Below are 21,741 nucleotides of genomic sequence, written 5' to 3'. Positions count from 1 at the left end.
TAGGTAAATAGATCCGCCGGAAAGCCAGCTATTATTGTACCTGTTAACTGTTCTTTCCAGGGGATAAATTAAGCGATTTTTTCCAATAAATAAGTGAATAACAATAGAATTTTCGTCATTAAAAGCGCGAAAATAAAAGACATCAGTCCTTGTGAAATAAAAAAGGGTTGGATCAGATCCAACCCTACATCTACCTATGAAAATGTCCTTTTGGGAAGGACGGTTGTTATACTTTAATTGATACTAAGATGTTGCAGTAAAAAGATGAATTATTTTCAAAATTGTATAACTTTCTGTATTTTAATGAGTTTGTTTTTTGGCCAGAATATCCAGATTGATATTTACAGTTTCAGAAATAAATTTATCACCTAAACTCTTATCACTTCTGAAATTTATTTGCCATTGACGGCGGTCTATGTCAAAATTAGCCTTAGCTCTTAATTCATTTTCATTCAGATCGATTCTGGCCGGGAAGGTGATATTTTTAACGACATTTTTTAAAGTTAAATTGCCGCTTATGTTAAAATTGGCTCCCTCTGTTATTGAAACACCAGTTTCGCAGCTTTATAAGGTTTTACTTTTGTTATTTCAAATTGTGCTGTTCCAAATTTTTCTGCGTCAAAAAAATCGCCGCTTAAAAGGTGGGGTTTTAGTTTTTTCTGAATCATGTCGTCTTCTTGTTCAAGCTCAATGGACTTAATATTAATTGAAAATTTACCGCCTGATATTTGTTTTTTTGAAATGGTGATATGCCCGGAACTTAAATGGAAATTGCCAGGATGATTTTTTCCTACACCATATCCTGTAAAGCTGATTCTTGAAATAGTAGTATCCACTGTATAGGATTGACCTTCTTCTATAGATTCTGAATGTTCCGCATCGGAGATTTTGACCTTATCGCCTTTTGGAGCATTGTTACAAGCAAAAAAAGCAACAGAAATTGAAAAGAGAAAAATGGATAACAATCTTCGACATTTCATAGTTAAATAATTATGGTGTATAAACTATGTCATTTAACAAATACAATTTTAACCCGAAGGATTTTAGAGAAATCAGGAATCCCCGGTAAATTGCTACAATTTTATGACGGGATTTTTTTGCACAAAACCAGACTAAATCTCAGAATTTACCCGACTTGATTTTCCTGGATATAGAAATGCCTTTTATTGATGGCTGGCAATTTCTGGATGAGTATAGTGCATTAATTTTACCGAAACCTATTACTATTTACATTGTAAGTTCTTCAATCAGTTCTCTTGACCAGGAAAAATCTCATCAATATAAAAATATTAAAGGTTTATAATTAAACCCTTTGGCAGTGATAAAATCCTGAATACGATTAAGGATTTTTATGAAAGTGATTTATGAAAATTTTTTCAAATTTCAGATAAATCTACCTTGCGTCATAAATGACCACTTTTTCAAATAATGATCTGAAATTATCCAGAAATGTTTTGTGCAATGGATGAACCTGATAAATGTCATGACCAGCCAGATCATCAAAAACGATCAATAAAGAAAAAGAATATGTTGTGTCAACTACCGGTCTTTCTATGGGAGCAGGGGTACCAATATAAATTGATCTGATTGATTCAATGTTTTGCAGAGAATCTAGACCTGCCCTGAAAGCTTGTTTTGTTTCTTCGGATGTATCGGCTTTAAGCCAGAATAATACATGGTGTGTAAGCATGTTCGATATATTAAGGGAGCAAATATATCAGAAAGGCTGTTATTTTAGAGCGGAAATTTAATTAAGCGAGGTCAATCTATTAAAGGTTATGCTGCTACTCTTTGTAAAATTACTTTACAGGGAATTTCTGAAGTTACAGTTACAAAATGAGATTTGTAAAGAGGAATTGACAGATAGTCGCCTGGAACTAACTGATATACCGAATTTTCAATAGTAATGTCGCACGTTCCTTCAACTATAAGAAATTTTTCAAACTCATGATCGTGCACCTCCTGAGGAGCCATTTCTTTAATCCATACGATGGCGGTTATTATTTGCGGGCTATAGCTCAGAATTTTTGCATAAACATCGTCAAATTGTTCAGGCAATATCATGTCTTCGCGATTCAACCATTCCGAAAAATCATCGATTTTTGAACTTTCGTTCAATACAGGTGGGAAAGAGAGCATTTCACCACTTTGCATCCTGTCGGAAAAATCAATAGTTGCCATCAAAAACGGCCTGATAAGCGGATTCGGTTCTACCTCATGAATTTTTGCATAATTTTCGAGGGAACGTTCTATAGTTGAGATCTCTTTCCGGAAATCTGGATCGGATACCGCAATTTGCTCAATTGCCTGGCTCTCTTCGGGTGTTGTCTGCCCCATTACATATAAATCCAATAAGCCTGAATCGATATAGTACTTATAATCTTTCATTCATCATCGGTTTTTTGCTTGTGTTGAATACTCAAAGAATTGCCTCTGTTTCCTTACTCAAAGTTATAACCTTTTAAGTAAAAATTATAATTTCATTTGTCGTTGATAAATAGCTTATTTATTGATATTTTTAGTTGTTTTTATTTGATTTGTTACTAATTTTTTAATTATTTATTCAGAATTATGACTAAAGAGCAATCGACAGCCTTGATTATTGAGGCCATGCAAAGTAAATCAATCACATTTCAGCAATTAGCAGACCAAATTAATCGAAATGTGGTGTGGACGGCTTCTGCCTTATTCGGCCAGAATTCAATGGATACCGCTGAAGCGAAATCTGTTGTACAACTCTTAGGATTACCTCAGGAGGCTGAACTTGCCTTGCAAAAATTTCCTTCAAAAGGCAGCGAAAGTGTTATGCCCCCTACGGATCCTTTAATTTACAGGCTGTATGAAATTGTTCTTATCTATGGAGAATCCATGAAGGCGGTAATTCATGAAAAAATGGGTGATGGGATAATGAGTGCAATTGATTTTACAATGAATATTGAAAAATTAGAAAATCCTAATGGCGACAGGGTGAAAATTACTATGGATGGTAAGTTTTTGCCTTATAAAAAGTGGTAAGTTAAATACGATTTATATAAAAAGACGATCATAGAGTTGAAAGGAGTTTACGCTCTATGATCGTCTTTCAATGTACAAATATAATTTATTGTTCAACAACCTTTATCAGAGTTCCTGCTGTTAATCTGTCTGTTAATTTCATCCCATTCAAAATAGCAAGTTCTTCTAATTTTGCCGACGGCATATTAAAGCTACGTAATGCCTGATCTAAGGTGCTTGCTTGTTTTACCGTTTTAATATGTATCCTGTCTGGTTTTTTATTCAGTTTTGCGGCATCCGTTAACGGTTTAAAGCTTTGCATAGAGTTTGTGAAATATTGGCCGTAGTTATTAAAATCTGCAGCGCTGGTTACTCCAAGCATCAGGTAAATGTTCTCGCCATGTTGTATGAGGTAAGACAACGTTCTCAAAGTGCCTTGCTCTTGTTTTTGATCGGCAACCATAGCTATAGCTCTTAATCCATTGACAGTGGTTTCTCTTGAGTCTACAACAGTTAAACTATTTTGTTGCACCACAGCGCTTGCTGCTTCCTGCAATGATTTACCCGGGGCCATGGTCAGCATCATCATAGCTTTTCCATTTGAAGGTGCCATTTGAAAGGTTTGAGGCGAATTTTGATGCTTCCACCCGGTAGGAATTTGAAACTGGAATTTTAATACCGGATGATAAAAGGCATTATTCTCAACAAAACCTTGTTTGGGGTCTTCGCCATAAATTAAGCCGTCGATACGTTTAAGGTAAGTGTTGCGATTAACTTGTGGATTAGTAAGGCTCAGTTTCTGGTTCCATTCAGTTGCTAATTTATTAACAGTGATATTCCGGCTGCCAGGATTTGGATGAGATGACAGGAAATCAGGTAATTCTTCAGCCCCGCTTCTTGCTGAACTTCTTTCTAACGTTGTGAAGAAGTCTGCCATATGATGAGCATCATAACCGATTTTGGAGGAATATTCCACTCCTAATTCATCCGATTGTCTTTCATCATCACGGCCGAATTTTAAAAACAATAGTCCAAGGCCTTGCGAGGCTTGTTGAGCAAACTGGCCAAATTCAGGAGAAATAATCATGCCCGCAATTAGGCCCACCTGTCCCAGCATCGCATTTCTTTGCTGTACAACCGAATGGCGGGCAGTAATGTGTCCTATTTCATGACCTAAAACTCCTGCAAACTGAGCTTCGTCGTTAAAATGAGCCATTATACCTCTTGTAAAATATACATATCCTCCGGGTACAGCAAAGGCATTAATAACTTCAGAATCGACGATCCGGAATTGGTAATTTAAGTTTGGCCTGTGGGATATAGCCGCCATAGCTTTACCTTTCTGATTAATGAAATCTTGTAACGCTTTGTCCTCATATAAGCCATACTGCGCTATTATTTGGGGATCTGCTTCCTGACCTATAGCTATTTCCTGAGCTTCAGACATTAACACCACCTGCTTTTTTCCGGTCACCGGATTTACTGCACAGGTGTTCATCAGCAACATAGTTGCCATCATAAACGGAATTAAAAAATAGCTTTTCATAATAGTAGTTTAACTGATTGTTTTCTTCTATATATCTATAGTTAATTATATGTTCAATATTCAGGCCAAAATCTCTTTTTGTGGTGGAAATTTTTTTTCTTTAGCATATAAATAATAAATGGCAATTAAACCTGTTATCAAGTCAGTTGTTGTTTTTTTGCGCTTTCACATATTAAATGTATTAACCTGTAGTTTTAGAGCAGGCAAGAATTATGAATAAACACGTTTTAAGTATAGCCATTATTTTTTCTATTTTATCCAGCAGCTGCACCTCTTTATATATGCCCAATGTGCCAAACACTCCAATGCTCAGCCAGCAGGGGGAGCTTCATGCCAGCGGTAATCTGTCACTCAGAGGAAATGCAAGTTTAAACACGGCTTATGCTGTATCAAGTAATTTTGGAGTTATTCTGAATGGCGCATTCATTAACCGGGATCAGAACAAGAAAGATTATAGGCAAAATATGCTGGAGATAGGAGGGGGGTACTTTAGTACTTTCGGGCCTGATGATAATAGAATACTGGAAATTTACGCGGGCCTTGGCCGCGGGAAGAGCGAGCGGATTTACAGTGATTTTGCATCGAATGGTGCTCTCATAAGTTCTGAGCGACAGGAAATGATGTTTAGTAAGGGTTTTTTGCAGGTGAATTACAGCTCTAGAAAGGAAAGAGGGGTTCGCTTGTTTGGTAAGCGCATTCCTTTAAACTATGGTACAGCAATAAGGGGCAGTTATCTTAATATGAAAGATTTCAAGATTAATAATATTGATCAGCCTAAAGAGGATAATATTTTTATTGAACCGATTTTTTTTACCCGCATGCGTTTAAGCGATGCTTTTCAGTTGCAATACACTACAGGAAGTAATTTTGGTTTAAAAAACCGTAAATATCTTACTGCCGGTAATTCAGTATTCAGCTTAGGATTTGTTGTTAATGTAGGTGGTATGAATTTGAGCAAATGATATCATTTGCTCTTTAATCGCCTTCACCTATAAGCTTAATCGACAGGCCATTAATTTCAGGACTTATTTTTATCTGGCATGCCAGTCTGCTGCTATCTGTTGCATCCGGGCGTGAATCAAGGGTAATTAATTCCTGTTCCTGCGCACCCGAGAGTTTTTCCCACCCGTCCTGCACCTGGCAATGGCAGTCGGAACAAAGCGCCATGCCACCACAGGTTGCCCTGATGTTATATTCATATGCCTTTAAAGTTTCCATTAAATTCAGATTGATTCCTTCAGGAATTTCAATGATCTGAATGTCGCCGTCTTTATTTTCAACAGTAATATTAATCATATCAAAATGTATTTACTCCGTAAACGGTGGTATATTTAAAACTCAATTTTTGATCAGGATATACAAATCTGAAAGCCCCTTGAGCCATTAAAGCTGCTTCATGAAATCCGCAAAGGATTAATTTTAGTTTACCCGGATAAGTATTGATATCGCCTATCGCAAAAATTCCATCAATATTCGTGGAATAGTCCACGGTGTTCACTTCGATTGCCGATTTGTCAATATTTAATCCCCATTCTGCAATTGGCCCAAGCTTAGGTGTTAGTCCAAACAGAGGGATTAAATAGTCGGTTTCTAATGTAGAAACATCATTATTCTTGCCCTGGATAGTTACTTCTTTTAGGTGTCCATTACCGTGTATTGCAGTGATGTGAGATTGAAGAACAAGATTTATCTTACCATCTTTTGCCAGTTCAAATACCTTTTCCGCAGAATCAGGAGCCCCCCTGAAGGTGTCGCCACGGTGCACCAGGGTAATTTCTGAAGCTACTTCAGAAAGGAAAATGGTCCAGTCTAAGGCAGAGTCTCCACCACCGGATAATACCAGTTTTTTATCTCTGAATAATTCCGGGTTTCTAACCATGTACGAAACACCTTTCCCTTCATATTGCTCTAAACCTTCGATAGCTGGTTTACGAGGTTCAAAGCATCCCAGTCCGCCGGCAATTACAACTGCCTTACTATGCACTTCGGTATTTTCGTTGGTGCGAACAATAAAAGAACCATCCTCAAGGCGTTCAAGATGATCAACCCGTTCTCCAAGAGAAAAGCTTGGTTTAAAAGTCGCAATCTGATCCATTAATCCATTGACAAGGTCCTGGGCATTTACTACCGGGAACCCGGGAATGTCATAAATCGGTTTTTGAGGATATATCTCTGAAAGTTGTCCGCCAACCTGTGGTAAAACATCAATTAAGTGGCAGCGCATTTTTAGTAAACCGGCCTCAAATACTGCGAAAAGTCCAACCGGTCCGGCGCCTATAATGCAAATATCTGTTTTAATATGTTCCATAATTGTAAGGGTTTCTTCCCTACAAATATGGATCTATGTAAAGCCCGGCACAAATCACAAAAGGTAATCCACTATAACTTCAGGTTATGGGTCTTACAGAAGCGTTTAAACAAATCAATTAGTTTGGAAGAGTTTCCATGCAGTTGGATGAACTGAAAAGTTCTGAAAATATCAAGATTTTCAATCTCTATAACGGTCAGTTCATTATATTTTAATTCTTTCAAGACGGATTGTATCGATAGAAATGCAGCCGTTTCTGAATGCGCAAGATATTGTTTAATACTGCTGCTGTTTTGAAAAGTAGTTTCAACGTTTAAATCCTTTGGATTGATCTTTACTTGCGCAAGGGCTTTAAAAACAACATCAAGCGTTCCTGACCCCTGTTCGCGAAGAACGAGAGGGATTTTAAGCAACTCTTTCGGTGTTATTTCTGATTGTTTAGACAAATTACTGCCGGGCCTTGTTACTAAAACGATTTCATCTTTGGTAAAAGGTTCGTAGGTAACCTGCGGGAAATGGGAGCTCCCCTCAACCAGGGCGATATCAATTTTTTCTGCGATTACCTGTAGTGTTATTGAATCTGTATTGCCCTGAACAAAAGTAAATGAAACGCCTGGATAAGATTTCTTAAACAACGCAAGAATTCTTGGGAGAATGTTTTGTGCGATGGTAGTACTGGCACCGATCCGTAAATTACCGCCTGTAATATCATTTAATTGCGAAAGCTCTGTTTCTAATGCTTTGTAGGTTTCGAAAATTTTTTCGGCGTACTGAAGTAAAATTACACCGGCTGGAGTAAGTAAAATTGTATTTCCGTTTCGCTTAAATAAGGCTGTACCTAGTTGTTGTTCTAATTCATGAATATGTTTGGTTATGGCTGGCTGAGAGATAAATAATTCTGTAGCCGCTTTTGTAAAGCTTAATTTGTGTGCAACTGTATGAAATACTTTCAGGCGGAAATCGAAAATCATCAGAATCTTGAATATGTAAATATATCAGTTCTTACGTTAATTTGAATATGCCGGAAGATAATCAAACAGAACATCCTGTAACGGACAAGAATATTACTATAGTAAGTATAATGGTATTCTGTTTCGCACTTTACCGGTTGATTCTGGTTGAAGGTCTGCCTACAGCTATTTCTAAAAGTATTTTTCACTCAGGTCCACAGTTTATCTTCTACTTTGTTAATTTTCTGCTGCCATTTGTTGCCATTACATTATTTTGGCGAATAAAAAAAACAGGCTGGATATTAATTGCCTTTTATGTAATTTATTCCTTATCTGTAAACCTGATTTTGTTGTCGGGTGAAGCCATCCGTTCCTACTACGCAGCTGAAAAGGCGGTTTTTCACGGTTTTTTTTTGCTGTTATGTGCGTTATATGGATTTGTGGCTTATTTGCTGTTCAAAAAGAGTATGAGGAATAGTTTTAATATTTCATCTCTGCTAATATTTATGGTTTGCGCGATCTCAATTGTTTTTGCTTCTGTACTATAATTTGATTTCTTTTTGCGCTCATTTGAAATAAAAAGCTAATTAATTTTTATGCTGTTGCATTAAATGCGATAATTGTATTTTAACACTGATATGGAGAAAATATATTTAAGCGATTCAGGCCCTAAAGTATCACCGGCGGTATATGGTTTTTACCGTTGGGACGAAGTGAGGAATACATCTGCAACGATGGAGAGTATCATTAACCTATGCCTGGAATTAGGTATTAATACATTCGATCATGCTGATGTTTATGGCTCATATCAATGTGAAGAACTTTTTGGCGAAGTAATGGCAAAAAAATCTTTCAAAAGAGAAGATATTGTCTTGTTTACCAAATGTGGAATGCTGCTTCCAAATGAAGGCAATTCTGAAATTAGAGTAAAGCATTACAACACCTCGAAAGAACATATTTTAAAGAGCGTGGATAATTCTTTACGAAAACTAAAGACAGATTATATTGATATCTTTTTATTGAACCAGCTTGATCCGATATCTAACCTGGAGGAGACTGCTTTAATTCTTGACCAGCTAAAGGAGTCGGGTAAGATTAAGAACATAGGTGTCGCCAATTTTTCTGTTTTTCAACATCAGCTTTTAGCCTCCTATTTAAAAAAGCCTATTGTAACCAATCATATTGAGCTTAATCTGTTAAATACTGCTGCTCTTCAAAACGGGCAGATGGATTATATCAAGCAGCGGTATATGCATCCTTTAGTATCTGCACCTCTGGCAGAAGGTCGTATTGCTAACGGAACTGATGGCCTGGCCGTAAAGGTTAGGAAAAAACTTGAAGAGATAAGTCCTAAATATAATGCGGATATTGAATCGCTGGCAGTTGCCTGGCTTGTTAAATTAGGTGCTATACCTTTGATTGGTACCACAGACGAGAACCGTATCCGAAACATTGCCAATTCTTTTGATATTGAACTCGACAGGCAGGACTGGTACGAATTGTACGCTGCATCAAGGGATGAGTTTTAGTAATAAGATTTCGTCATCCCGACAAGGGAGAAAATAATCTCTCTTTTGTCGGGATGACAAAATTAAAATAAAGTTTGCGAGCCTCCGGGTTTCAACCGTCCTAAATGTTTATAGGCTAATTCAGTAACTTCTCTTCCTCGTGATGTTCGCATCAGAAAACCTTCTTGTATTAAAAAAGGTTCATAAACTTCTTCTATAGTACCTTCATCTTCGCCAACCGCGGTGGCTATTGTTTTTACGCCCACGGGCCCCCCTTTAAACTTATCGATGATGGCTACCAGGATACGGTTATCCATTTCATCAAGTCCGTGCTCGTCAACATTAAGGGCATTCAAAGCATATTTCGCTATTTTCGTATCAATGCTGCCGTTCCCTTTAATCTGTGCAAAATCCCGCGTCCGGCGTAAAAGGGCGTTTGCAATACGGGGTGTACCACGGCTTCTTCGGGCAATTTCGTAAGCTCCTTCATCGCTGATTGGAGTACTTAAGATTGAGGAGGAACGAAGTACGATGGTTGTTAAGAGTTTCGCATCATAATATTGTAACCTCGAATTGATTCCAAAACGTGCACGTAATGGAGCGGTAAGCAGGCCGGAGCGAGTAGTTGCGCCAATTAAAGTGAATGGATTTAATGATATCTGGACTGACCTTGCATTGGGGCCGGTTTCAATCATAATATCAATTTTAAAATCTTCCATGGCAGAATACAGATACTCTTCTACCAGCGGACTTAAGCGATGGATTTCATCGATAAATAATATGTCGCCCGCTTCAAGATTGGTTAATAGCCCGGCTAAATCGCCCGGTTTATCTAATACCGGCCCTGAAGTTATTTTTATCCCCACACCCATCTCATTGGCAATAATGTTGGAAAGTGTGGTTTTACCTAATCCAGGAGGGCCATGTAAGAGTACATGATCCAGCGCTTCACCTCTGAGCTTTGCTGCCTGTACGAAAATCTTTAAGTTTTCAAGGATTTTATGCTGACCGGTAAAATCTTCAAATACCTGGGGGCGAAGTACCTTTTCTATTTCCCGTTCTGAAGAGGAAAGCCTTTCGGCATTTGGGTCCAGATTCTCATTTAGCATAAGGCGAAATTACGATTCCAGATTATGTTTTAAAGAATTTTCTAGCGTTGTATTAACAAGATCTCTCGCTGTACCAGCAGTGAATGTCTAACCAAATGCGACTTGTCATCTCGACGCAGGAGATCTCTTGAGTATGTTGCTTTAGATTTATTCATTAGTTTAAATTCTATTTTGGTATTCATGCTTGCTTGCGCAGTCTCGTTATACTTGAAATGACCGACAGGAAGAATTTCGCTTTAACACCCGTATTGCCTAGGATCTCTCCTGCCGTCGAGATGACAAACGCTTTATTAGAAGCGCCTAAATAAACGATGTCATTATAACCTTAGGAAAGATCTTTCTATAAGCACAATTCAAACAAATCTTCAAAATATTATGCTAGCTGGATAAGAATTCATTAATTCGCAGAAATGCTCAGGAACATTTATTTATACAGTTGGTATGCAATATTTTGTGTGCTGTTTTTTGCCAGTTGTGAACAGGGAAAGTCGAAGCTTCAGCGACAATCCTTTAAATCCGTAGAGGGTATAAAGTTTATAGAAGTCAGGCGAGAGTTTGATACCGGTTTGAGTTTCAGTAAACAAGGCTTTCAGCAAATACCTGAGTGGACGCTTTATTTCCTTCCGGGAGATTCTGTAAAAATTTATAGTCCCTTTGAAAAACGGTATATCTTTTATCCCATTTATTATGATCATGGACAGGTAATGAATTTTGCCCGCGAATGGTTAAGGCTGATTGATGTAAATAAAGACAGCCTGGTTTTACAATTGTTAAGGGTTCAGTCAAAAAAGGTGAATAAAGATCTATCTACCGTTTATATGCGTTTTTATTCAGAAAACTATATTAAGCATGTCCTGCATGCGAATTCAGATAGTATGCGCAAACCTAATGCACGTGATACATTGTATATCCGGCAGTTAATTAAACGGGCAAATTCATTCCCTTTGATTGCCGATAGTTTATTTGCAGCGAGAAATCCGGTGGAATTTAAAAGCAAGGTGAAAGAAGTGACCGCAGAAAGAAGTATCTTAGATAAAGAAGATCTCAATTACAGTGCTTCAAACGAATATCTGTATCCTGAATACGATATCCTCATCAAAAAAGCCTATAAAGATTTTGTGTATAATTTCTCTGTTCTGGTCGACGCAAACGGCAGGATGACGGTAGGAAGTTTCGCTTCTATGGAAAAAGAATTTGAAGCTTCGAGAAGGAGAGTTCTGCAAGGAATTATCGATGTTTATCTTGAGCGGTTCCTGACGGTAAACCCCGGGAAAACTTTGGGTATACCTCATGCAACTGAAATTATGCTGCACGTTAAAGGCTCTAAAGAATAAATTCGACACCCATTCGACAAGGTCAGGGTGACGGCAAACGCTAAATACGAGACTGACTTTTGCTGTTTAAACATCATATTACCAAAAATAAAATGACATCCATTATTATAAACTATTACCACCAACAAATTTCAGTATCAGAAACCGAAATAAAAAGATATGAAAAACTGGTAAATACCTTTTCATTTTTGCGGCTGTTTTCAATTCTTATAGGTGGATATATTGTTTATGAAACCTTACGTTATGAAATAATATGGCTTACCGAACTGGTTTTTTTGCTTATAGTTGTGGGTTTTGCTTTCCTGGTAAAACATCAGGGGAAATATGAAAAGGAAAAGTTGTTTTATAATGCTCTTAAAACAGTAAACCTTAATGAAATCGCAAGTATAAACCATCAGGAAAATATTTACGATGACGGCTCTGAATTCATGAACGATGCACATAATTATTCATCTGACCTGGATATTTTTGGAAAGGCTTCTTTATTCAGTCTGCTTAACCGATGTGCAAGCCCGATGGGGAAGGAGATGTTAGCTTACTGGCTGAACCGTGCTGCTACACGAAATGATATCCTGCAAAGGCAGGAAGCTGTTCAGGAACTCAGATTAAAGCTGGATTGGGTTCAGAAGGTTAAAGCTATGCTGCTTTTTGCGAGGAAAACAGATGTTTCTGATGTAAATAACCTGTTTGCGTTCTTTCAACAGGAACGGGATTTCACCGGATCGCTTCTTCGAAAATATATTCGGGTCGTTCCCTATATTTTTATCCTGTTAGCTGTAGCTGCCTGGTATATTCCATTCCTCCTGATTCCGCTTATTTTAATTGTTCTTTCAAATGCTGTGCTGGTATTAACAAATCAGTTAAAAGTGAATAGAACAGACCGGCTGTTAAGTATAGCTGGTAAAACATTGTCTTCATATTCAGATGCCTTCAAAAAAATAGAGGATCAGAAATGGAACTCCACACTTTGCCTTTCCTTGCATGATGAACTTAAAAGTGTTAAGTCTGTCACATTCTCTGCCGAGTTAAAGATTTTATCTGTTTTATTGGGGCGTTTAGAATATCGTCTGAATATGTTTATTGGCCCGCTATTAAATGGAATAATGGCCTGGGATGTGCGCCAGTTAATTGCCATTGAAAATTGGAAAGCAACGAACAGGGACTTAATGCCTAAAGCTTTTAATGTTCTGGCATCTTTTGAATCATTAATCAGTTTAAGCAGTTTACATTCTAATTATCCTGAATATGGTTTTCCGGAAATTGCGTTCGATGAAAATTACACCTACATCGCAAAAGAGATCGGACATCCATTAATTCCGGTTAAGAGCCGTGTCAATAACGATTTTTCTTTAGATAATTCGCATTCTGTAGATATCATTACCGGTTCTAATATGGCTGGTAAGAGTACGTTTTTACGCACCCTGGGAATCAATGCCATCCTGGCCTTTACCGGGGCTCCTGTATGTGCAAAAAGTATGCGGATTACGGTAATGAACTTCTTTGCCTATATGCGAATCCGCGATTCATTAAACGAAAGCATCTCTACTTTTAAAGCGGAACTCAATCGTTTACAATTGCTTTTAGATGTTTTGAAAAGCGATGAAAAAGTCTATTTCCTGATTGACGAAATGCTTCGGGGCACAAATTCCGTAGATAAGTATAAGGGCTCAAAAGCTGTGATCGAAAAGTTAGTATCGCAAAATGGAGTCGGTATAGTAGCGACTCATGACTTGCAGCTTGCTGAACTCGAAAATAAATATCCTGATTATATCCGAAATTTTTATTTTGATATCCAGATAGTAAACGGAGAAATGATATTCGATTATAAATTAAAGCATGGTGAGTGCAAAACTTTTAATGCTTCGCTGCTTTTAAAGCAAATTGGGATAGATGTGGAAGTATAAGATTTTGAGATTTCGGGCCTGAAGAAAAATCTGAAGAATTGTATTGAACTTTTTTATCTATAAATGGCAGGAACAAAAAAACCTATAAGTTTTAAAATCTTATAGGTTTTTATGCTGGTTTGATAGCTTACTTCGCCTGCGCAAACTGCAATTTCAAATCAATACCTACTTCTTTTCCTAAGGCAGCGCCACCAGCTTCAGTTAACGCATTATACTTCAAACCGTAATCAAAACGGTTTATAACTCCTTTTCCTTTAAACCCAGCTTTAGTATTGCCATAGCCATCTTTTGCAGTTCCACCATAAACCACATCAAATTTTGCCGGTTTGGTTATTCCATGAATCGTTAGATTACCGTTCAAAACATATTTATTTCCAGACACTTTCTTTAATGAGGTGCTCTTGAAAGTCATTTTAGGATATTTTGCCGCATCAAAAAAGTCTGCCGAAGTTAAATGCTTATCGCGCATGTCGTTATCAGTATCAATACTGCTAACATCCACGGTGAAATCTATCACAGCATCAGTTAAATCTGGCTTTGCAGCGCTGATTGTTCCGTTATATGTTTTAAATTTTCCTTCAACTTCCGAGATCACTAGGTGCTCGATGTTGAAATTTACTGATGAATGTACAGGGTCTATTACCCATTTAGTTTGTGCTTTTAAGCTTAAAGCTGAGGCAACCAGTGCTACTGCAATTAGTGATGATTTCATTTGTTTATACTTTAAATTATTTGATGATGATTAAATTGATACGAAAAATTTCTGTTTAGGAGTTCTTACTTTAGGAAGGTTCACAAGCCAATCCTGATTAAGGTCTCTGTATCCGAGAGGTAAAATGCTTACGCTTTTTAATCCTTTTTCCTGCAGTCCCAACAATTCGTCAAGAGCGGCAGAATCAAAACCTTCCATTGGTGTGGCGTCCACTTCTTGCGAAGCAGCAGCAATTAATGCTGTTCCTAAAGCTATATATGCCTGTCTTGCCGCCCAGTTAAAGTTTTGTTCGGCTGAGTTTAGAGTTAAACCGGCCATATAACCCTTCATTGTCCCCAATGATTCTAAAGTTACATTACGCTCAGTGGCAATCAGGTTCAAATACTCATCTACAGATGCTTCAGTAACATTCGACCAGGCTGCGAAAACTAACAAATGGGAGGCCTCTGTTATCTGAGCCTGATTATTTGCTATTGATTTGATCTTTTCAAGTAAGTCTTTGTCTTCAATTACCAGGACACGATATGGCTGTAAACCAATAGATGAAGCTGATAATCTGATGCTTTCCAGAATTACCTCCACTTTTTCCTGTGGTATTTTTTTGCCGGTCATGCGTTTTGTTGCGTATCTCCAATTCAATAATGATAGTATGTCCATAATTTTACAATAGTTACTTTTGATAACTCAAAGCTATTAAGTAACTTAGTACCTTGCAATACGGCACAATTTAATTACTCAGTTATATGAAAGTAACTAATGGGAATAAAGAGCATAAAGGCACACAAGAGAACGTGATCGACCATTTTTCTGACAATCATTCGACAAATCATTATTGTCCTGTTACCGATGTAATCGACAGAATAGGCGATAAATGGTCGGTACATACAATTATTATGCTTGGAAAATCGGATAAATTACGTTTCGGGGAATTAAAAAAAGGGATACATGGGATTTCTCAGCGAATGCTTACCGTTACATTAAAGCATTTAGAAAGGGATGGATTGGTGACACGTACCGTTTATCCTCAAATTCCTCCTAAAGTAGAATACCAGCTAACAGAACTTGGCAGAAGTTTATTGGGTCAGCTGGTACAATTATCCGAATGGGCTTCAGAAAACATGAACTATATATTGCGGGCCAGGGAAGACTATATTCTGAAAAATGAATGATTAGTATAAAACCTTCTGATCTATTTAAAGGGTAGTTCTGCGGCCAGAACAGATTAATTTATTTTACAGTAAAACCTGTTTTGCCAAACATAGGTCTTAATGTTTTTACATCGATACCCTGTGCTATAATCAGGAAGTCTCCTTTTGCATCATTGGTGAAAAAACTAAAGGTGTTTTTTCCGCTGGCATTAGTTCCAAAATTGGGATCCCAGTAAACAGTTGTTTCCAGGGCCAGTTCTTCAATTTTTTCTTTTTCGAAATCAGTTGCCTGAAAATCTTTAGGCTTAATAATGTTCTTAATAAACATTTCATCTGATTTGGTGCGACAGCGGTATACCACAGGCCCATTTTTAGAAGCATAAACTTTTCCTTCTTCAGGAATGCCTCCATCACCTGTATGATTGGGACAATTCAATATATTGTTTCTGCAGATATATGCATCACATCCGATTGTTTGTACTGTCCTGGATTCATAACTATCTATAGGTGATCCTTTTCCTTTTATTTCGACAGTTTTTAACTGAATGACGTTGCCAACTTTTGTGACTTCTACTGGCTTGTTACTTGCAAAAGCACTAAATACATTGGGTATAAATAAAGCATTCCCTCCGGTAATTTGCTTATCAAAATCCAAATCAAACGCATTAAATTTAAGTTCGTATTGTTGTAAAAATTCCAGACTTTGCAGCATCTTCCATTTATTGCCCCGGTTAGAAACAAGACTTTCAGGTTTTATTGAAAAAGATCCGTTTGCATTTACAGGTACAATTACACCTTTCTCTTTAGATAATATAGTAAGGTTTTTTAAATCAAACTTTCTTTTATAAAGAGATTTAACAGATCCTGTAATGCCACCTGTATTTTCAATTAAATGAACAGGACCTATAGAAGTATAATTTGCGATATACTGAGTGCTGCTGTTTAACCAGTGCTTTGTAATTAACAAATTATCAATATCCTTTTCAATGGTAGCGGGAATGTATCTGTTGCAATTGGTACCATCCAGAAAACGGTAGTAATACGAACTCAAGATTGTGCGGTATGCTTCAGGATCTATTCTTGATTTTTCTACCGCGGCCACTGAAAGGTTTGAGGTAACCGGGTTCCCATCCGAATCTTTAACCTCTATGTTTACGATTACTTTTTTCCGGGGTCCATAACTTAACTGCTCTGTGCGTATGTTTACATTATAGTCTTCTTTTCCGGGTTTGTTTAAAACCAAACGTTCACACAGCACATTCCCAGCTTCATTCAGCACAAAAACACTCACTACATTTTTAGGAATATCCTTAAAAACAAAAGGTACAACTACCGAATCACCTGTTGGAATGACAATAGATTTAGCAAGTAATACATCTTCAATAGTTCTAAAAACAAGTACGGCATTTTCTACCTCACCATGATTTTTAATAGATGCAATAAGCCGGTCGCCCTGGTGGACGACGGATAAAGCATATCCTTTATCTTCAACCAAAACGGGATACGAGGCACTGGACTTTTTACCATCTGTATAGTTAATGGTGTAAATGGCGTTTTTGGAAGGTTTTAGTAAAAAAGATCCGGTACCGTATTTGTCTGTTTTGAATCGCTTAATAAGGCGGTCATTTTCCATTAAACTTAACCAGGTGCTCACCGGATATTTATTGATATCCAAAGCCTCCACGACTACTTTGGAAGAAAAACCCGGAAGTAAGTGCCCGCCTTCGGGGAAAAGCTTAATTTTTAAGGGATTTGTCTCATGCCGCAGATTAAGTTCCAATTCAGCATAATCGGAATTCCTGTTAAAAATTGCCCTTACTTTCAGGCTCTTTTCGTCGGCAAGTTGAGGATATTTAAAATTGATAAATGCCTCTCCGAAATTATTGGTTGTTATACGGGCACTTTTTATTATCGTCTTATCATCAATTAGTTCATATTTCCCCCTAATGCCTTTGAGCAGTTTTATTCCCTCGCTAAGTTGAATCACAACTTCAATATTTTGGCCTCTTTTTATATTTGCAGTGTCCGTAACTGAAGCGTTGGCTTGCAATCGTTTGGCAACATTTCTTTGAACCCTGACATTCTGAACAAAAATATCCTCTTCCTTAAAATTAATCATACGATCAGTATAGGCGTATAAATAATAGTTGCCATCTTTAAGGGTATCGGGTAAAAGAATCTCGCCATGACTCCTGATATCGTATACCGGAAACTGTTCAGCAATCATAATCTGCTTTTTCTCGTTTGTCAGTCGTACATATAGAACTTTACTATCTATTACTGCGCCTGCAAGTACATAAGCCTTAAACCAGACGTCTTCATTCTGAGAATAAACACTTTTATCAAGATGCAGGAAAAGATTGGTCGATGGATTCTCTTTATTAAATTGATACAAGCGGGAGTTCAATACTTCGACGATATCCTCAGGAACTATGAAAGCCAGAATACTGAAGATTACTCCGATGGTACAAACTATTTTGAGCCCTTTCATTTAGAATACTTTTTTTGAATATAAGAATGTTTTTTCAGGATGGAAAACTATCATTTTCTTTACAATGAAGGCCAGCATGAAGATCTGGTTTTCTTATTTAGGCAAAGTTGCAGTTTAAATTTATTACTGTCATATTTACATTTAAAGCAGCTGTTATAACCATTATGAAAAGATTTTAGGGCTTTTGTGTCTGAAGGATATTTTGCTTGTTTAAAATATTTCAGGAAAGTAATTTATTGATGGATGAACCCGATTAAGAGACCCTTTATTTTTGAATCATTTTTATATATAAGGCATTGATTTATCACTAAAAAATGCCATTTTTTTTCTGTCAGAAAATTGTAACACCTGATATTGAGTGATTTATGATATAATAAACTGTTTAAATTTGGGTTCATAACGGTATGGGAGTTTTATTGAAAGCACACTGTTTATGCCATTAACATTTTTTGGTTTTACACTACTGGCTCAGGATAAATCCTTGAGTAATTTAGTCAGTGCAGAGAAATCATCCGCAGCAATTTCTGATGACGTTACCTCTGCTTCTACAAAAAGTTCAGAAAGTGAGAGCGCATTAATAACTAAAGCTGAACGTCTAGCCATTGGGCGTTTGAAGAATGTATATAAGATAGATGAAGGGATTTATCGTTCAGAACAACCTGATCAGAACGATTTTATTTCATTACAGGAGACAGGTCTTTCCGAAGTGTTGAACCTGCGCCGTTATTGGAAGGATAATAAAAAGGCCAGAAAAACCGACCTGAATCTTCATCATATCTCTATGAAGGCCGGCGACATTAAAGAGCGTGACGTAATTAAGGCCTTAAAATTAATTAATGACAGAAAGGGTCCTATCTTAATACATTGCTGGCATGGATCAGATCGCACCGGAATGCTTATAGCCATGTATCGCGTGCTGTTTCAGAACTGGACCAAAGAGAACGCGATACATGAAATGACAAAAGGAAACTTTGGATTTCATTCAGTTTACAGTAATCTTATTGATTTTGTTAGAGACGCCGACATAGATAAAATTAAAGAGAAAGTAGTAGGAAAGAGAGAAGCCGAAAAAATGGAAGAAGGTGTTGTTCTTGCGTCAGAACTGAAATAGTAAATGTAAAAGGTGATTAAATTGTTAGGAACGAGGCTGTCTGGAAAAGGCGGCCTCTTTTTGTAAAAAAAAGTTTTTTTCTGTTATCAAAGATCTTTATCGTAATCGAGCCGAGAATTTTTTTCAGTGAGCTATTCCTGCTGACATAGGGCTGTCATTTGCCCGTACTTTCTTTGTGCTGTATAAAAAACAAAAAAATCATGGAAACAAATCAGTTGACAGAAACAGCAGGCGTGGTAATTAGTCAGGACCAGCTACTTGAACACTGGCAGGGGCACCGCCGCCTTACACGTAAAGTAATAGAAACATTTCCGGAAGATAAGATTTTCAGTTATTCTATTAGAGGGATGCGTCCCTTTTCCGAACTGATAATGGAAATGATAGACCTCGCTGGAGGAGGTATTTCAGGGCTGGTTTCAAATCTATGGAAATCAATGAATGATTTTGGGCATGTTAGTGGAAATTTGCCAAAAACAAAAGAAGAAATCCTTAAGCAATGGGATAATGTAACGACACAAATCAATGCATTGTGGCCTCAAATATCCCGGGAGCGTTTTCAGGAAGTAATAATGGCTTTGGTCAATATGAAGGGCCAGCTTATTCTACAATTCTATATTTGATTGATAATGAAATTCATCACAGAGGGCAAGCTTATGTTTATCTCCGTTCGCTTGGCATTACTCCACCTTTTTTCTGGGAGCGTGATTAATTTAATCAACTGAGCATCGCCTGGCAATGAGTTTGAACTGTTGATTAGGTTTAGAATGAAATGAAACTCGGCTTATTAAAAAAAAATCCTGCAGAGTATTCTGCAGGATTTTCGAAATTGTTTAAACTTTTAGCTAAGCTTTAGTTTATTAGCATTTGCCAGATATGTGTAGACTTTTGAAACGGAATTGCTTCCAGAGGCTTTAATAGCACTCTTTATGGTTTCTTTAGAAACTCCCCACTTAAGTGCCCAATAATTAAGTTCATCATCAGCAAAAACGCTGATTAAATCTTTGTCTGTTTTTTCGAAAAATCTTGACTTGTCCATCGGTATTGACTTTAAATAAATTACAAATCAGTTAATAAATTACAAATGATGTTGGATTTGGTTTTGGTTTATTTATTGATTTTTTTCAACGGTATTAAAAAATAAAGAATTTTCTACTTGCCCTTATAATATCAAGCATTTAACTAATTTTGCGCCTCAATAATCAGATGCTATTTTCTGATATTAAAAGATTTTTAACCGTTAAAATTGAATTTCCCTTGTAATAAAAGAAGCAGGGGCCCTTTCATACACAAAGAAATATTAGTTCAAATGAAGATTTTAAAATTTGGAGGTACATCAGTAGGAAGCCCGGAAAGGATGAAAAGTTTATTAGATATCATCGATCCGAAGCAAAAGCAAATCGTTGTTCTATCGGCTGTGTCAGGAACTACAAATAGTCTTGTAGCAATTTCGCAGGCATTTTTAGACGGAGATAAACGAAAGGCAAAAGAACTTACAGATGCGCTTTACGAAAAATATATTGTTTTTATAAATGAGCTGTTTTCCACAGAGGAAGGGTTGAAGAATGGAAAAGAACTTATCGATTACCATTTTACTCTTATTGGTTCTTACGCATCTGAACTTTTTACACCTGTCGAAGAAAAAATTATCCTGGCACAGGGTGAATTGCTATCAACCACTTTGTATCATTTTTATCTTTCTGAAATAGGACAAAAGTCCGTATTGCTGCCAGCTTTAGATTTTATGAAGATTGATGAGGATAATGAGCCTTTAGTAGATTACATTGGTTCTCATCTTCAACAATTATTGGATTTACATCCGGGTAATATATTATTTATAACCCAGGGATATATTTGCAGAAATGCCTTTGGCGAAATAGATAATCTTCGCAGGGGAGGAAGTGACTATACAGCTTCGTTAATCGGAGCGGCAATTAGGGCAGATGAGGTTCAAATATGGACGGATATCGACGGTATGCATAACAATGACCCTCGTATTGTTAAGGGTACAAAACCTATTGCCCAGCTGTCTTTTGAAGAGGCAGCCGAACTTGCTTATTTCGGAGCTAAAATTCTCCATCCGCAAAGTGTATTTCCTGCTCAGAAATATAAAATCCCTGTCAGGTTATTAAATACCATGGAACCTTCCGCTCCGGGTACTTTAATTACTAATGAAAGTGAAAAAAATGCAATAAAATCTATTGCAGCTAAAGATGGCATTACATCTATAAGAATTCAATCCAGCAGGATGCTTTTAGCATATGGTTTTTTAAGAAAGGTATTCGAGATTTTTGAGCGTTATAAAACGCCGATTGATATGATTACAACCTCTGAAGTTGCCGTAGCTGTTACTATTGATGATACACGATACCTTAATGATATTGTCAAGGCTCTTGAAGATTTTGGAACCGTTGATGTAACTACAGATCAGAGTATTATTTGTGTTGTTGGAGATTTCTCTTACGAGTCGCATGGTTATGCGGCGAGGGTTTTTGAATCGATTAAACACATCTCAATCCGCATGATTTCTTATGGTGCGAGTCATTATAATATATCAGTATTGGTCGACACTTCAGATAAAACTGAAGCTTTAAGGAGTTTGCATAGCAGATTGTTTTAACTGCATCTT

At 37.1% G+C, this 21,741-nt stretch carries 25 protein-coding genes; 12 read left to right on the top strand and 13 right to left on the bottom strand.

The genetic code is table 11. The features are described 5' to 3' along the window. Positions 1 to 300: 300 nt before the first annotated feature. Together WG906_RS19390 and WG906_RS02335 are read right to left on the bottom strand one after the other, a co-directional pair. Positions 301 to 543 (bottom strand): YceI family protein, encoded by a 243-nt coding sequence (locus WG906_RS19390; RefSeq protein WP_431844458.1) that lies wholly within the window; start codon positions 541 to 543, stop codon positions 301 to 303. Beyond that, complete coding sequence (locus WG906_RS02335) at positions 540 to 980, bottom strand: YceI family protein (protein WP_339990908.1); 441 nt, start codon at positions 978 to 980, stop codon at positions 540 to 542. The genes WG906_RS19390 and WG906_RS02335 overlap by 4 nt, the downstream gene beginning before the upstream one ends. A gap of 155 nt (positions 981 to 1,135) precedes the next feature. Between WG906_RS02335 and WG906_RS02330 the strand changes: the two genes are divergently transcribed. Continuing rightward, a complete protein-coding gene (locus WG906_RS02330; protein ID WP_339990907.1) occupies positions 1,136 to 1,303 on the top strand; it encodes a hypothetical protein in 168 nt (55 codons plus the stop codon). A 90-nt stretch (positions 1,304 to 1,393) separates the two neighbouring features. On the opposite strand, the gene WG906_RS02325 is transcribed toward WG906_RS02330, so the two are convergent. After that, on the bottom strand, positions 1,394 to 1,690 hold the full coding sequence (locus tag WG906_RS02325) for a Dabb family protein (protein ID WP_339990906.1): 297 nt from the start codon (positions 1,688 to 1,690) through the stop codon (positions 1,394 to 1,396). Positions 1,691 to 1,776: 86 nt separating this feature from the next. Next, positions 1,777 to 2,388 (bottom strand): cupin domain-containing protein, encoded by a 612-nt coding sequence (locus WG906_RS02320; protein ID WP_339990905.1) that lies wholly within the window; start codon positions 2,386 to 2,388, stop codon positions 1,777 to 1,779. 183 nt (positions 2,389 to 2,571) lie between these two features. Here WG906_RS02320 and cynS point away from each other — a divergent pair, with 183 nt between their 5' ends. Continuing rightward, complete coding sequence (cynS, locus tag WG906_RS02315; RefSeq protein WP_339990904.1) at positions 2,572 to 3,015, top strand: cyanase; 444 nt, start codon at positions 2,572 to 2,574, stop codon at positions 3,013 to 3,015. An 85-nt stretch (positions 3,016 to 3,100) separates the two neighbouring features. On the opposite strand, the gene WG906_RS02310 is transcribed toward cynS, so the two are convergent. Next, a complete protein-coding gene (locus WG906_RS02310; protein ID WP_339990903.1) occupies positions 3,101 to 4,540 on the bottom strand; it encodes a M48 family metalloprotease in 1,440 nt (479 codons plus the stop codon). A gap of 212 nt (positions 4,541 to 4,752) precedes the next feature. On the opposite strand from WG906_RS02310, the gene WG906_RS02305 reads away from it, so the two are divergent. Continuing rightward, positions 4,753 to 5,502: a hypothetical protein gene (locus WG906_RS02305; protein WP_339990902.1), complete on the top strand. Its 750-nt coding sequence runs from the start codon at positions 4,753 to 4,755 to the stop codon at positions 5,500 to 5,502. A gap of 13 nt (positions 5,503 to 5,515) precedes the next feature. Here the strand turns inward: WG906_RS02305 and WG906_RS02300 are convergent, their stop codons facing one another. The 3 genes from WG906_RS02300 to WG906_RS02290 all read right to left on the bottom strand — a co-directional run bounded on the left by WG906_RS02300 (position 5,516) and on the right by WG906_RS02290 (position 7,819). Beyond that, on the bottom strand, positions 5,516 to 5,836 hold the full coding sequence (locus tag WG906_RS02300) for a 2Fe-2S iron-sulfur cluster-binding protein (RefSeq protein ID WP_339990901.1): 321 nt from the start codon (positions 5,834 to 5,836) through the stop codon (positions 5,516 to 5,518). Between the two features lies 1 nt (position 5,837). Further along, entirely contained in the window at positions 5,838 to 6,848 is a 1,011-nt protein-coding gene (locus WG906_RS02295; RefSeq protein WP_339990900.1) for an NAD(P)/FAD-dependent oxidoreductase, read from the bottom strand. 71 nt (positions 6,849 to 6,919) lie between these two features. Next, positions 6,920 to 7,819: a LysR substrate-binding domain-containing protein gene (locus tag WG906_RS02290; RefSeq protein ID WP_339990899.1), complete on the bottom strand. Its 900-nt coding sequence runs from the start codon at positions 7,817 to 7,819 to the stop codon at positions 6,920 to 6,922. Between the two features lie 47 nt (positions 7,820 to 7,866). Here WG906_RS02290 and WG906_RS02285 point away from each other — a divergent pair, with 47 nt between their 5' ends. Then, the gene (locus WG906_RS02285) at positions 7,867 to 8,346 is read left to right on the top strand and encodes a hypothetical protein (RefSeq protein WP_339990898.1); all 480 of its coding nucleotides are present in this window, start codon (positions 7,867 to 7,869) and stop codon (positions 8,344 to 8,346) included. A gap of 90 nt (positions 8,347 to 8,436) precedes the next feature. Beyond that, positions 8,437 to 9,327, top strand: a complete 891-nt coding sequence (locus tag WG906_RS02280; protein ID WP_339990897.1) for an aldo/keto reductase — start codon at positions 8,437 to 8,439, stop codon at positions 9,325 to 9,327. A 62-nt stretch (positions 9,328 to 9,389) separates the two neighbouring features. On the opposite strand, the gene ruvB is transcribed toward WG906_RS02280, so the two are convergent. After that, positions 9,390 to 10,415 carry a Holliday junction branch migration DNA helicase RuvB gene (ruvB, locus tag WG906_RS02275; RefSeq protein ID WP_339990896.1) on the bottom strand — a complete coding sequence of 342 codons (1,026 nt, stop codon included), beginning with the start codon at positions 10,413 to 10,415 and terminating at the stop codon, positions 9,390 to 9,392. Positions 10,416 to 10,825: 410 nt separating this feature from the next. Between ruvB and WG906_RS02270 the strand changes: the two genes are divergently transcribed. Then, complete coding sequence (locus tag WG906_RS02270; protein ID WP_339990895.1) at positions 10,826 to 11,749, top strand: hypothetical protein; 924 nt, start codon at positions 10,826 to 10,828, stop codon at positions 11,747 to 11,749. Positions 11,750 to 11,841: 92 nt separating this feature from the next. Further along, positions 11,842 to 13,653 (top strand): MutS-related protein, encoded by a 1,812-nt coding sequence (locus WG906_RS02265; protein ID WP_339990894.1) that lies wholly within the window; start codon positions 11,842 to 11,844, stop codon positions 13,651 to 13,653. Positions 13,654 to 13,780: 127 nt separating this feature from the next. Here the strand turns inward: WG906_RS02265 and WG906_RS02260 are convergent, their stop codons facing one another. Together WG906_RS02260 and WG906_RS02255 are read right to left on the bottom strand one after the other, a co-directional pair. Next, entirely contained in the window at positions 13,781 to 14,365 is a 585-nt protein-coding gene (locus WG906_RS02260; protein WP_339990893.1) for a YceI family protein, read from the bottom strand. Between the two features lie 30 nt (positions 14,366 to 14,395). Beyond that, positions 14,396 to 15,022, bottom strand: coding sequence for an NAD(P)H-dependent oxidoreductase (locus tag WG906_RS02255; RefSeq protein WP_339990892.1), 627 nt, complete (start codon positions 15,020 to 15,022; stop codon positions 14,396 to 14,398). 86 nt (positions 15,023 to 15,108) lie between these two features. Between WG906_RS02255 and WG906_RS02250 the strand changes: the two genes are divergently transcribed. Continuing rightward, positions 15,109 to 15,534 (top strand): winged helix-turn-helix transcriptional regulator, encoded by a 426-nt coding sequence (locus WG906_RS02250; protein ID WP_339990891.1) that lies wholly within the window; start codon positions 15,109 to 15,111, stop codon positions 15,532 to 15,534. Positions 15,535 to 15,592: 58 nt separating this feature from the next. On the opposite strand, the gene WG906_RS02245 is transcribed toward WG906_RS02250, so the two are convergent. Further along, complete coding sequence (locus tag WG906_RS02245; RefSeq protein ID WP_339990890.1) at positions 15,593 to 18,004, bottom strand: hypothetical protein; 2,412 nt, start codon at positions 18,002 to 18,004, stop codon at positions 15,593 to 15,595. Positions 18,005 to 18,437: 433 nt separating this feature from the next. On the opposite strand from WG906_RS02245, the gene WG906_RS02240 reads away from it, so the two are divergent. From WG906_RS02240 to WG906_RS02230, 3 genes are all read left to right on the top strand, one after another. Further along, positions 18,438 to 19,115 carry a phosphatase domain-containing putative toxin gene (locus WG906_RS02240; protein WP_339990889.1) on the top strand — a complete coding sequence of 226 codons (678 nt, stop codon included), beginning with the start codon at positions 18,438 to 18,440 and terminating at the stop codon, positions 19,113 to 19,115. Between the two features lie 200 nt (positions 19,116 to 19,315). Then, the gene (locus WG906_RS02235) at positions 19,316 to 19,735 is read left to right on the top strand and encodes a DinB family protein (RefSeq protein ID WP_339990888.1); all 420 of its coding nucleotides are present in this window, start codon (positions 19,316 to 19,318) and stop codon (positions 19,733 to 19,735) included. Continuing rightward, positions 19,732 to 19,824 (top strand): DinB family protein, encoded by a 93-nt coding sequence (locus WG906_RS02230; RefSeq protein WP_339990887.1) that lies wholly within the window; start codon positions 19,732 to 19,734, stop codon positions 19,822 to 19,824. Before WG906_RS02235 ends, WG906_RS02230 begins: the two co-directional genes overlap by 4 nt. A 129-nt stretch (positions 19,825 to 19,953) precedes the next feature. Here the strand turns inward: WG906_RS02230 and WG906_RS02225 are convergent, their stop codons facing one another. Further along, on the bottom strand, positions 19,954 to 20,151 hold the full coding sequence (locus WG906_RS02225; protein WP_339990886.1) for a DUF3606 domain-containing protein: 198 nt from the start codon (positions 20,149 to 20,151) through the stop codon (positions 19,954 to 19,956). Positions 20,152 to 20,421: 270 nt separating this feature from the next. Here WG906_RS02225 and WG906_RS02220 point away from each other — a divergent pair, with 270 nt between their 5' ends. After that, a complete protein-coding gene (locus tag WG906_RS02220; protein WP_339990885.1) occupies positions 20,422 to 21,732 on the top strand; it encodes an aspartate kinase in 1,311 nt (436 codons plus the stop codon). Positions 21,733 to 21,741: the final 9 nt, after the last annotated feature.

This window comes from Pedobacter superstes (assembly GCF_037622515.1).
Lineage (GTDB): Bacteria > Bacteroidota > Bacteroidia > Sphingobacteriales > Sphingobacteriaceae > Paradesertivirga > Paradesertivirga superstes.
This window is presented reverse-complemented; position numbering and strand designations above follow the sequence as displayed.

What these genes read in the sequence shown, in the direction of transcription:
- WG906_RS02255 (WP_339990892.1), bottom strand. Translation starts at nt 15,022, where the DNA reads ATGGACATACTATCATTATTGAATTGGAGATACGCAACAAAACGCATG.
- cynS (WP_339990904.1), top strand. Translation starts at nt 2,572, where the DNA reads ATGACTAAAGAGCAATCGACAGCCTTGATTATTGAGGCCATGCAAAGT.
- WG906_RS02280 (WP_339990897.1), top strand. Translation starts at nt 8,437, where the DNA reads ATGGAGAAAATATATTTAAGCGATTCAGGCCCTAAAGTATCACCGGCG.
- WG906_RS02235 (WP_339990888.1), top strand. Translation starts at nt 19,316, where the DNA reads ATGGAAACAAATCAGTTGACAGAAACAGCAGGCGTGGTAATTAGTCAG.
- ruvB (WP_339990896.1), bottom strand. Translation starts at nt 10,415, where the DNA reads ATGCTAAATGAGAATCTGGACCCAAATGCCGAAAGGCTTTCCTCTTCA.
- WG906_RS02245 (WP_339990890.1), bottom strand. Translation starts at nt 18,004, where the DNA reads ATGAAAGGGCTCAAAATAGTTTGTACCATCGGAGTAATCTTCAGTATT.
- WG906_RS02240 (WP_339990889.1), top strand. Translation starts at nt 18,438, where the DNA reads ATGCCATTAACATTTTTTGGTTTTACACTACTGGCTCAGGATAAATCC.
- WG906_RS02265 (WP_339990894.1), top strand. Translation starts at nt 11,842, where the DNA reads ATGACATCCATTATTATAAACTATTACCACCAACAAATTTCAGTATCA.
- WG906_RS02225 (WP_339990886.1), bottom strand. Translation starts at nt 20,151, where the DNA reads ATGGACAAGTCAAGATTTTTCGAAAAAACAGACAAAGATTTAATCAGC.
- WG906_RS02260 (WP_339990893.1), bottom strand. Translation starts at nt 14,365, where the DNA reads ATGAAATCATCACTAATTGCAGTAGCACTGGTTGCCTCAGCTTTAAGC.
- WG906_RS02270 (WP_339990895.1), top strand. Translation starts at nt 10,826, where the DNA reads ATGCTCAGGAACATTTATTTATACAGTTGGTATGCAATATTTTGTGTG.
- WG906_RS02335 (WP_339990908.1), bottom strand. Translation starts at nt 980, where the DNA reads ATGAAATGTCGAAGATTGTTATCCATTTTTCTCTTTTCAATTTCTGTT.
- WG906_RS02295 (WP_339990900.1), bottom strand. Translation starts at nt 6,848, where the DNA reads ATGGAACATATTAAAACAGATATTTGCATTATAGGCGCCGGACCGGTT.
- WG906_RS02310 (WP_339990903.1), bottom strand. Translation starts at nt 4,540, where the DNA reads ATGAAAAGCTATTTTTTAATTCCGTTTATGATGGCAACTATGTTGCTG.
- WG906_RS02320 (WP_339990905.1), bottom strand. Translation starts at nt 2,388, where the DNA reads ATGAAAGATTATAAGTACTATATCGATTCAGGCTTATTGGATTTATAT.
- WG906_RS02305 (WP_339990902.1), top strand. Translation starts at nt 4,753, where the DNA reads ATGAATAAACACGTTTTAAGTATAGCCATTATTTTTTCTATTTTATCC.
- WG906_RS02250 (WP_339990891.1), top strand. Translation starts at nt 15,109, where the DNA reads ATGAAAGTAACTAATGGGAATAAAGAGCATAAAGGCACACAAGAGAAC.
- WG906_RS02220 (WP_339990885.1), top strand. Translation starts at nt 20,422, where the DNA reads ATGAAGATTTTAAAATTTGGAGGTACATCAGTAGGAAGCCCGGAAAGG.
- WG906_RS02285 (WP_339990898.1), top strand. Translation starts at nt 7,867, where the DNA reads ATGCCGGAAGATAATCAAACAGAACATCCTGTAACGGACAAGAATATT.
- WG906_RS02300 (WP_339990901.1), bottom strand. Translation starts at nt 5,836, where the DNA reads ATGATTAATATTACTGTTGAAAATAAAGACGGCGACATTCAGATCATT.
- WG906_RS02290 (WP_339990899.1), bottom strand. Translation starts at nt 7,819, where the DNA reads ATGATTTTCGATTTCCGCCTGAAAGTATTTCATACAGTTGCACACAAA.
- WG906_RS02325 (WP_339990906.1), bottom strand. Translation starts at nt 1,690, where the DNA reads ATGCTTACACACCATGTATTATTCTGGCTTAAAGCCGATACATCCGAA.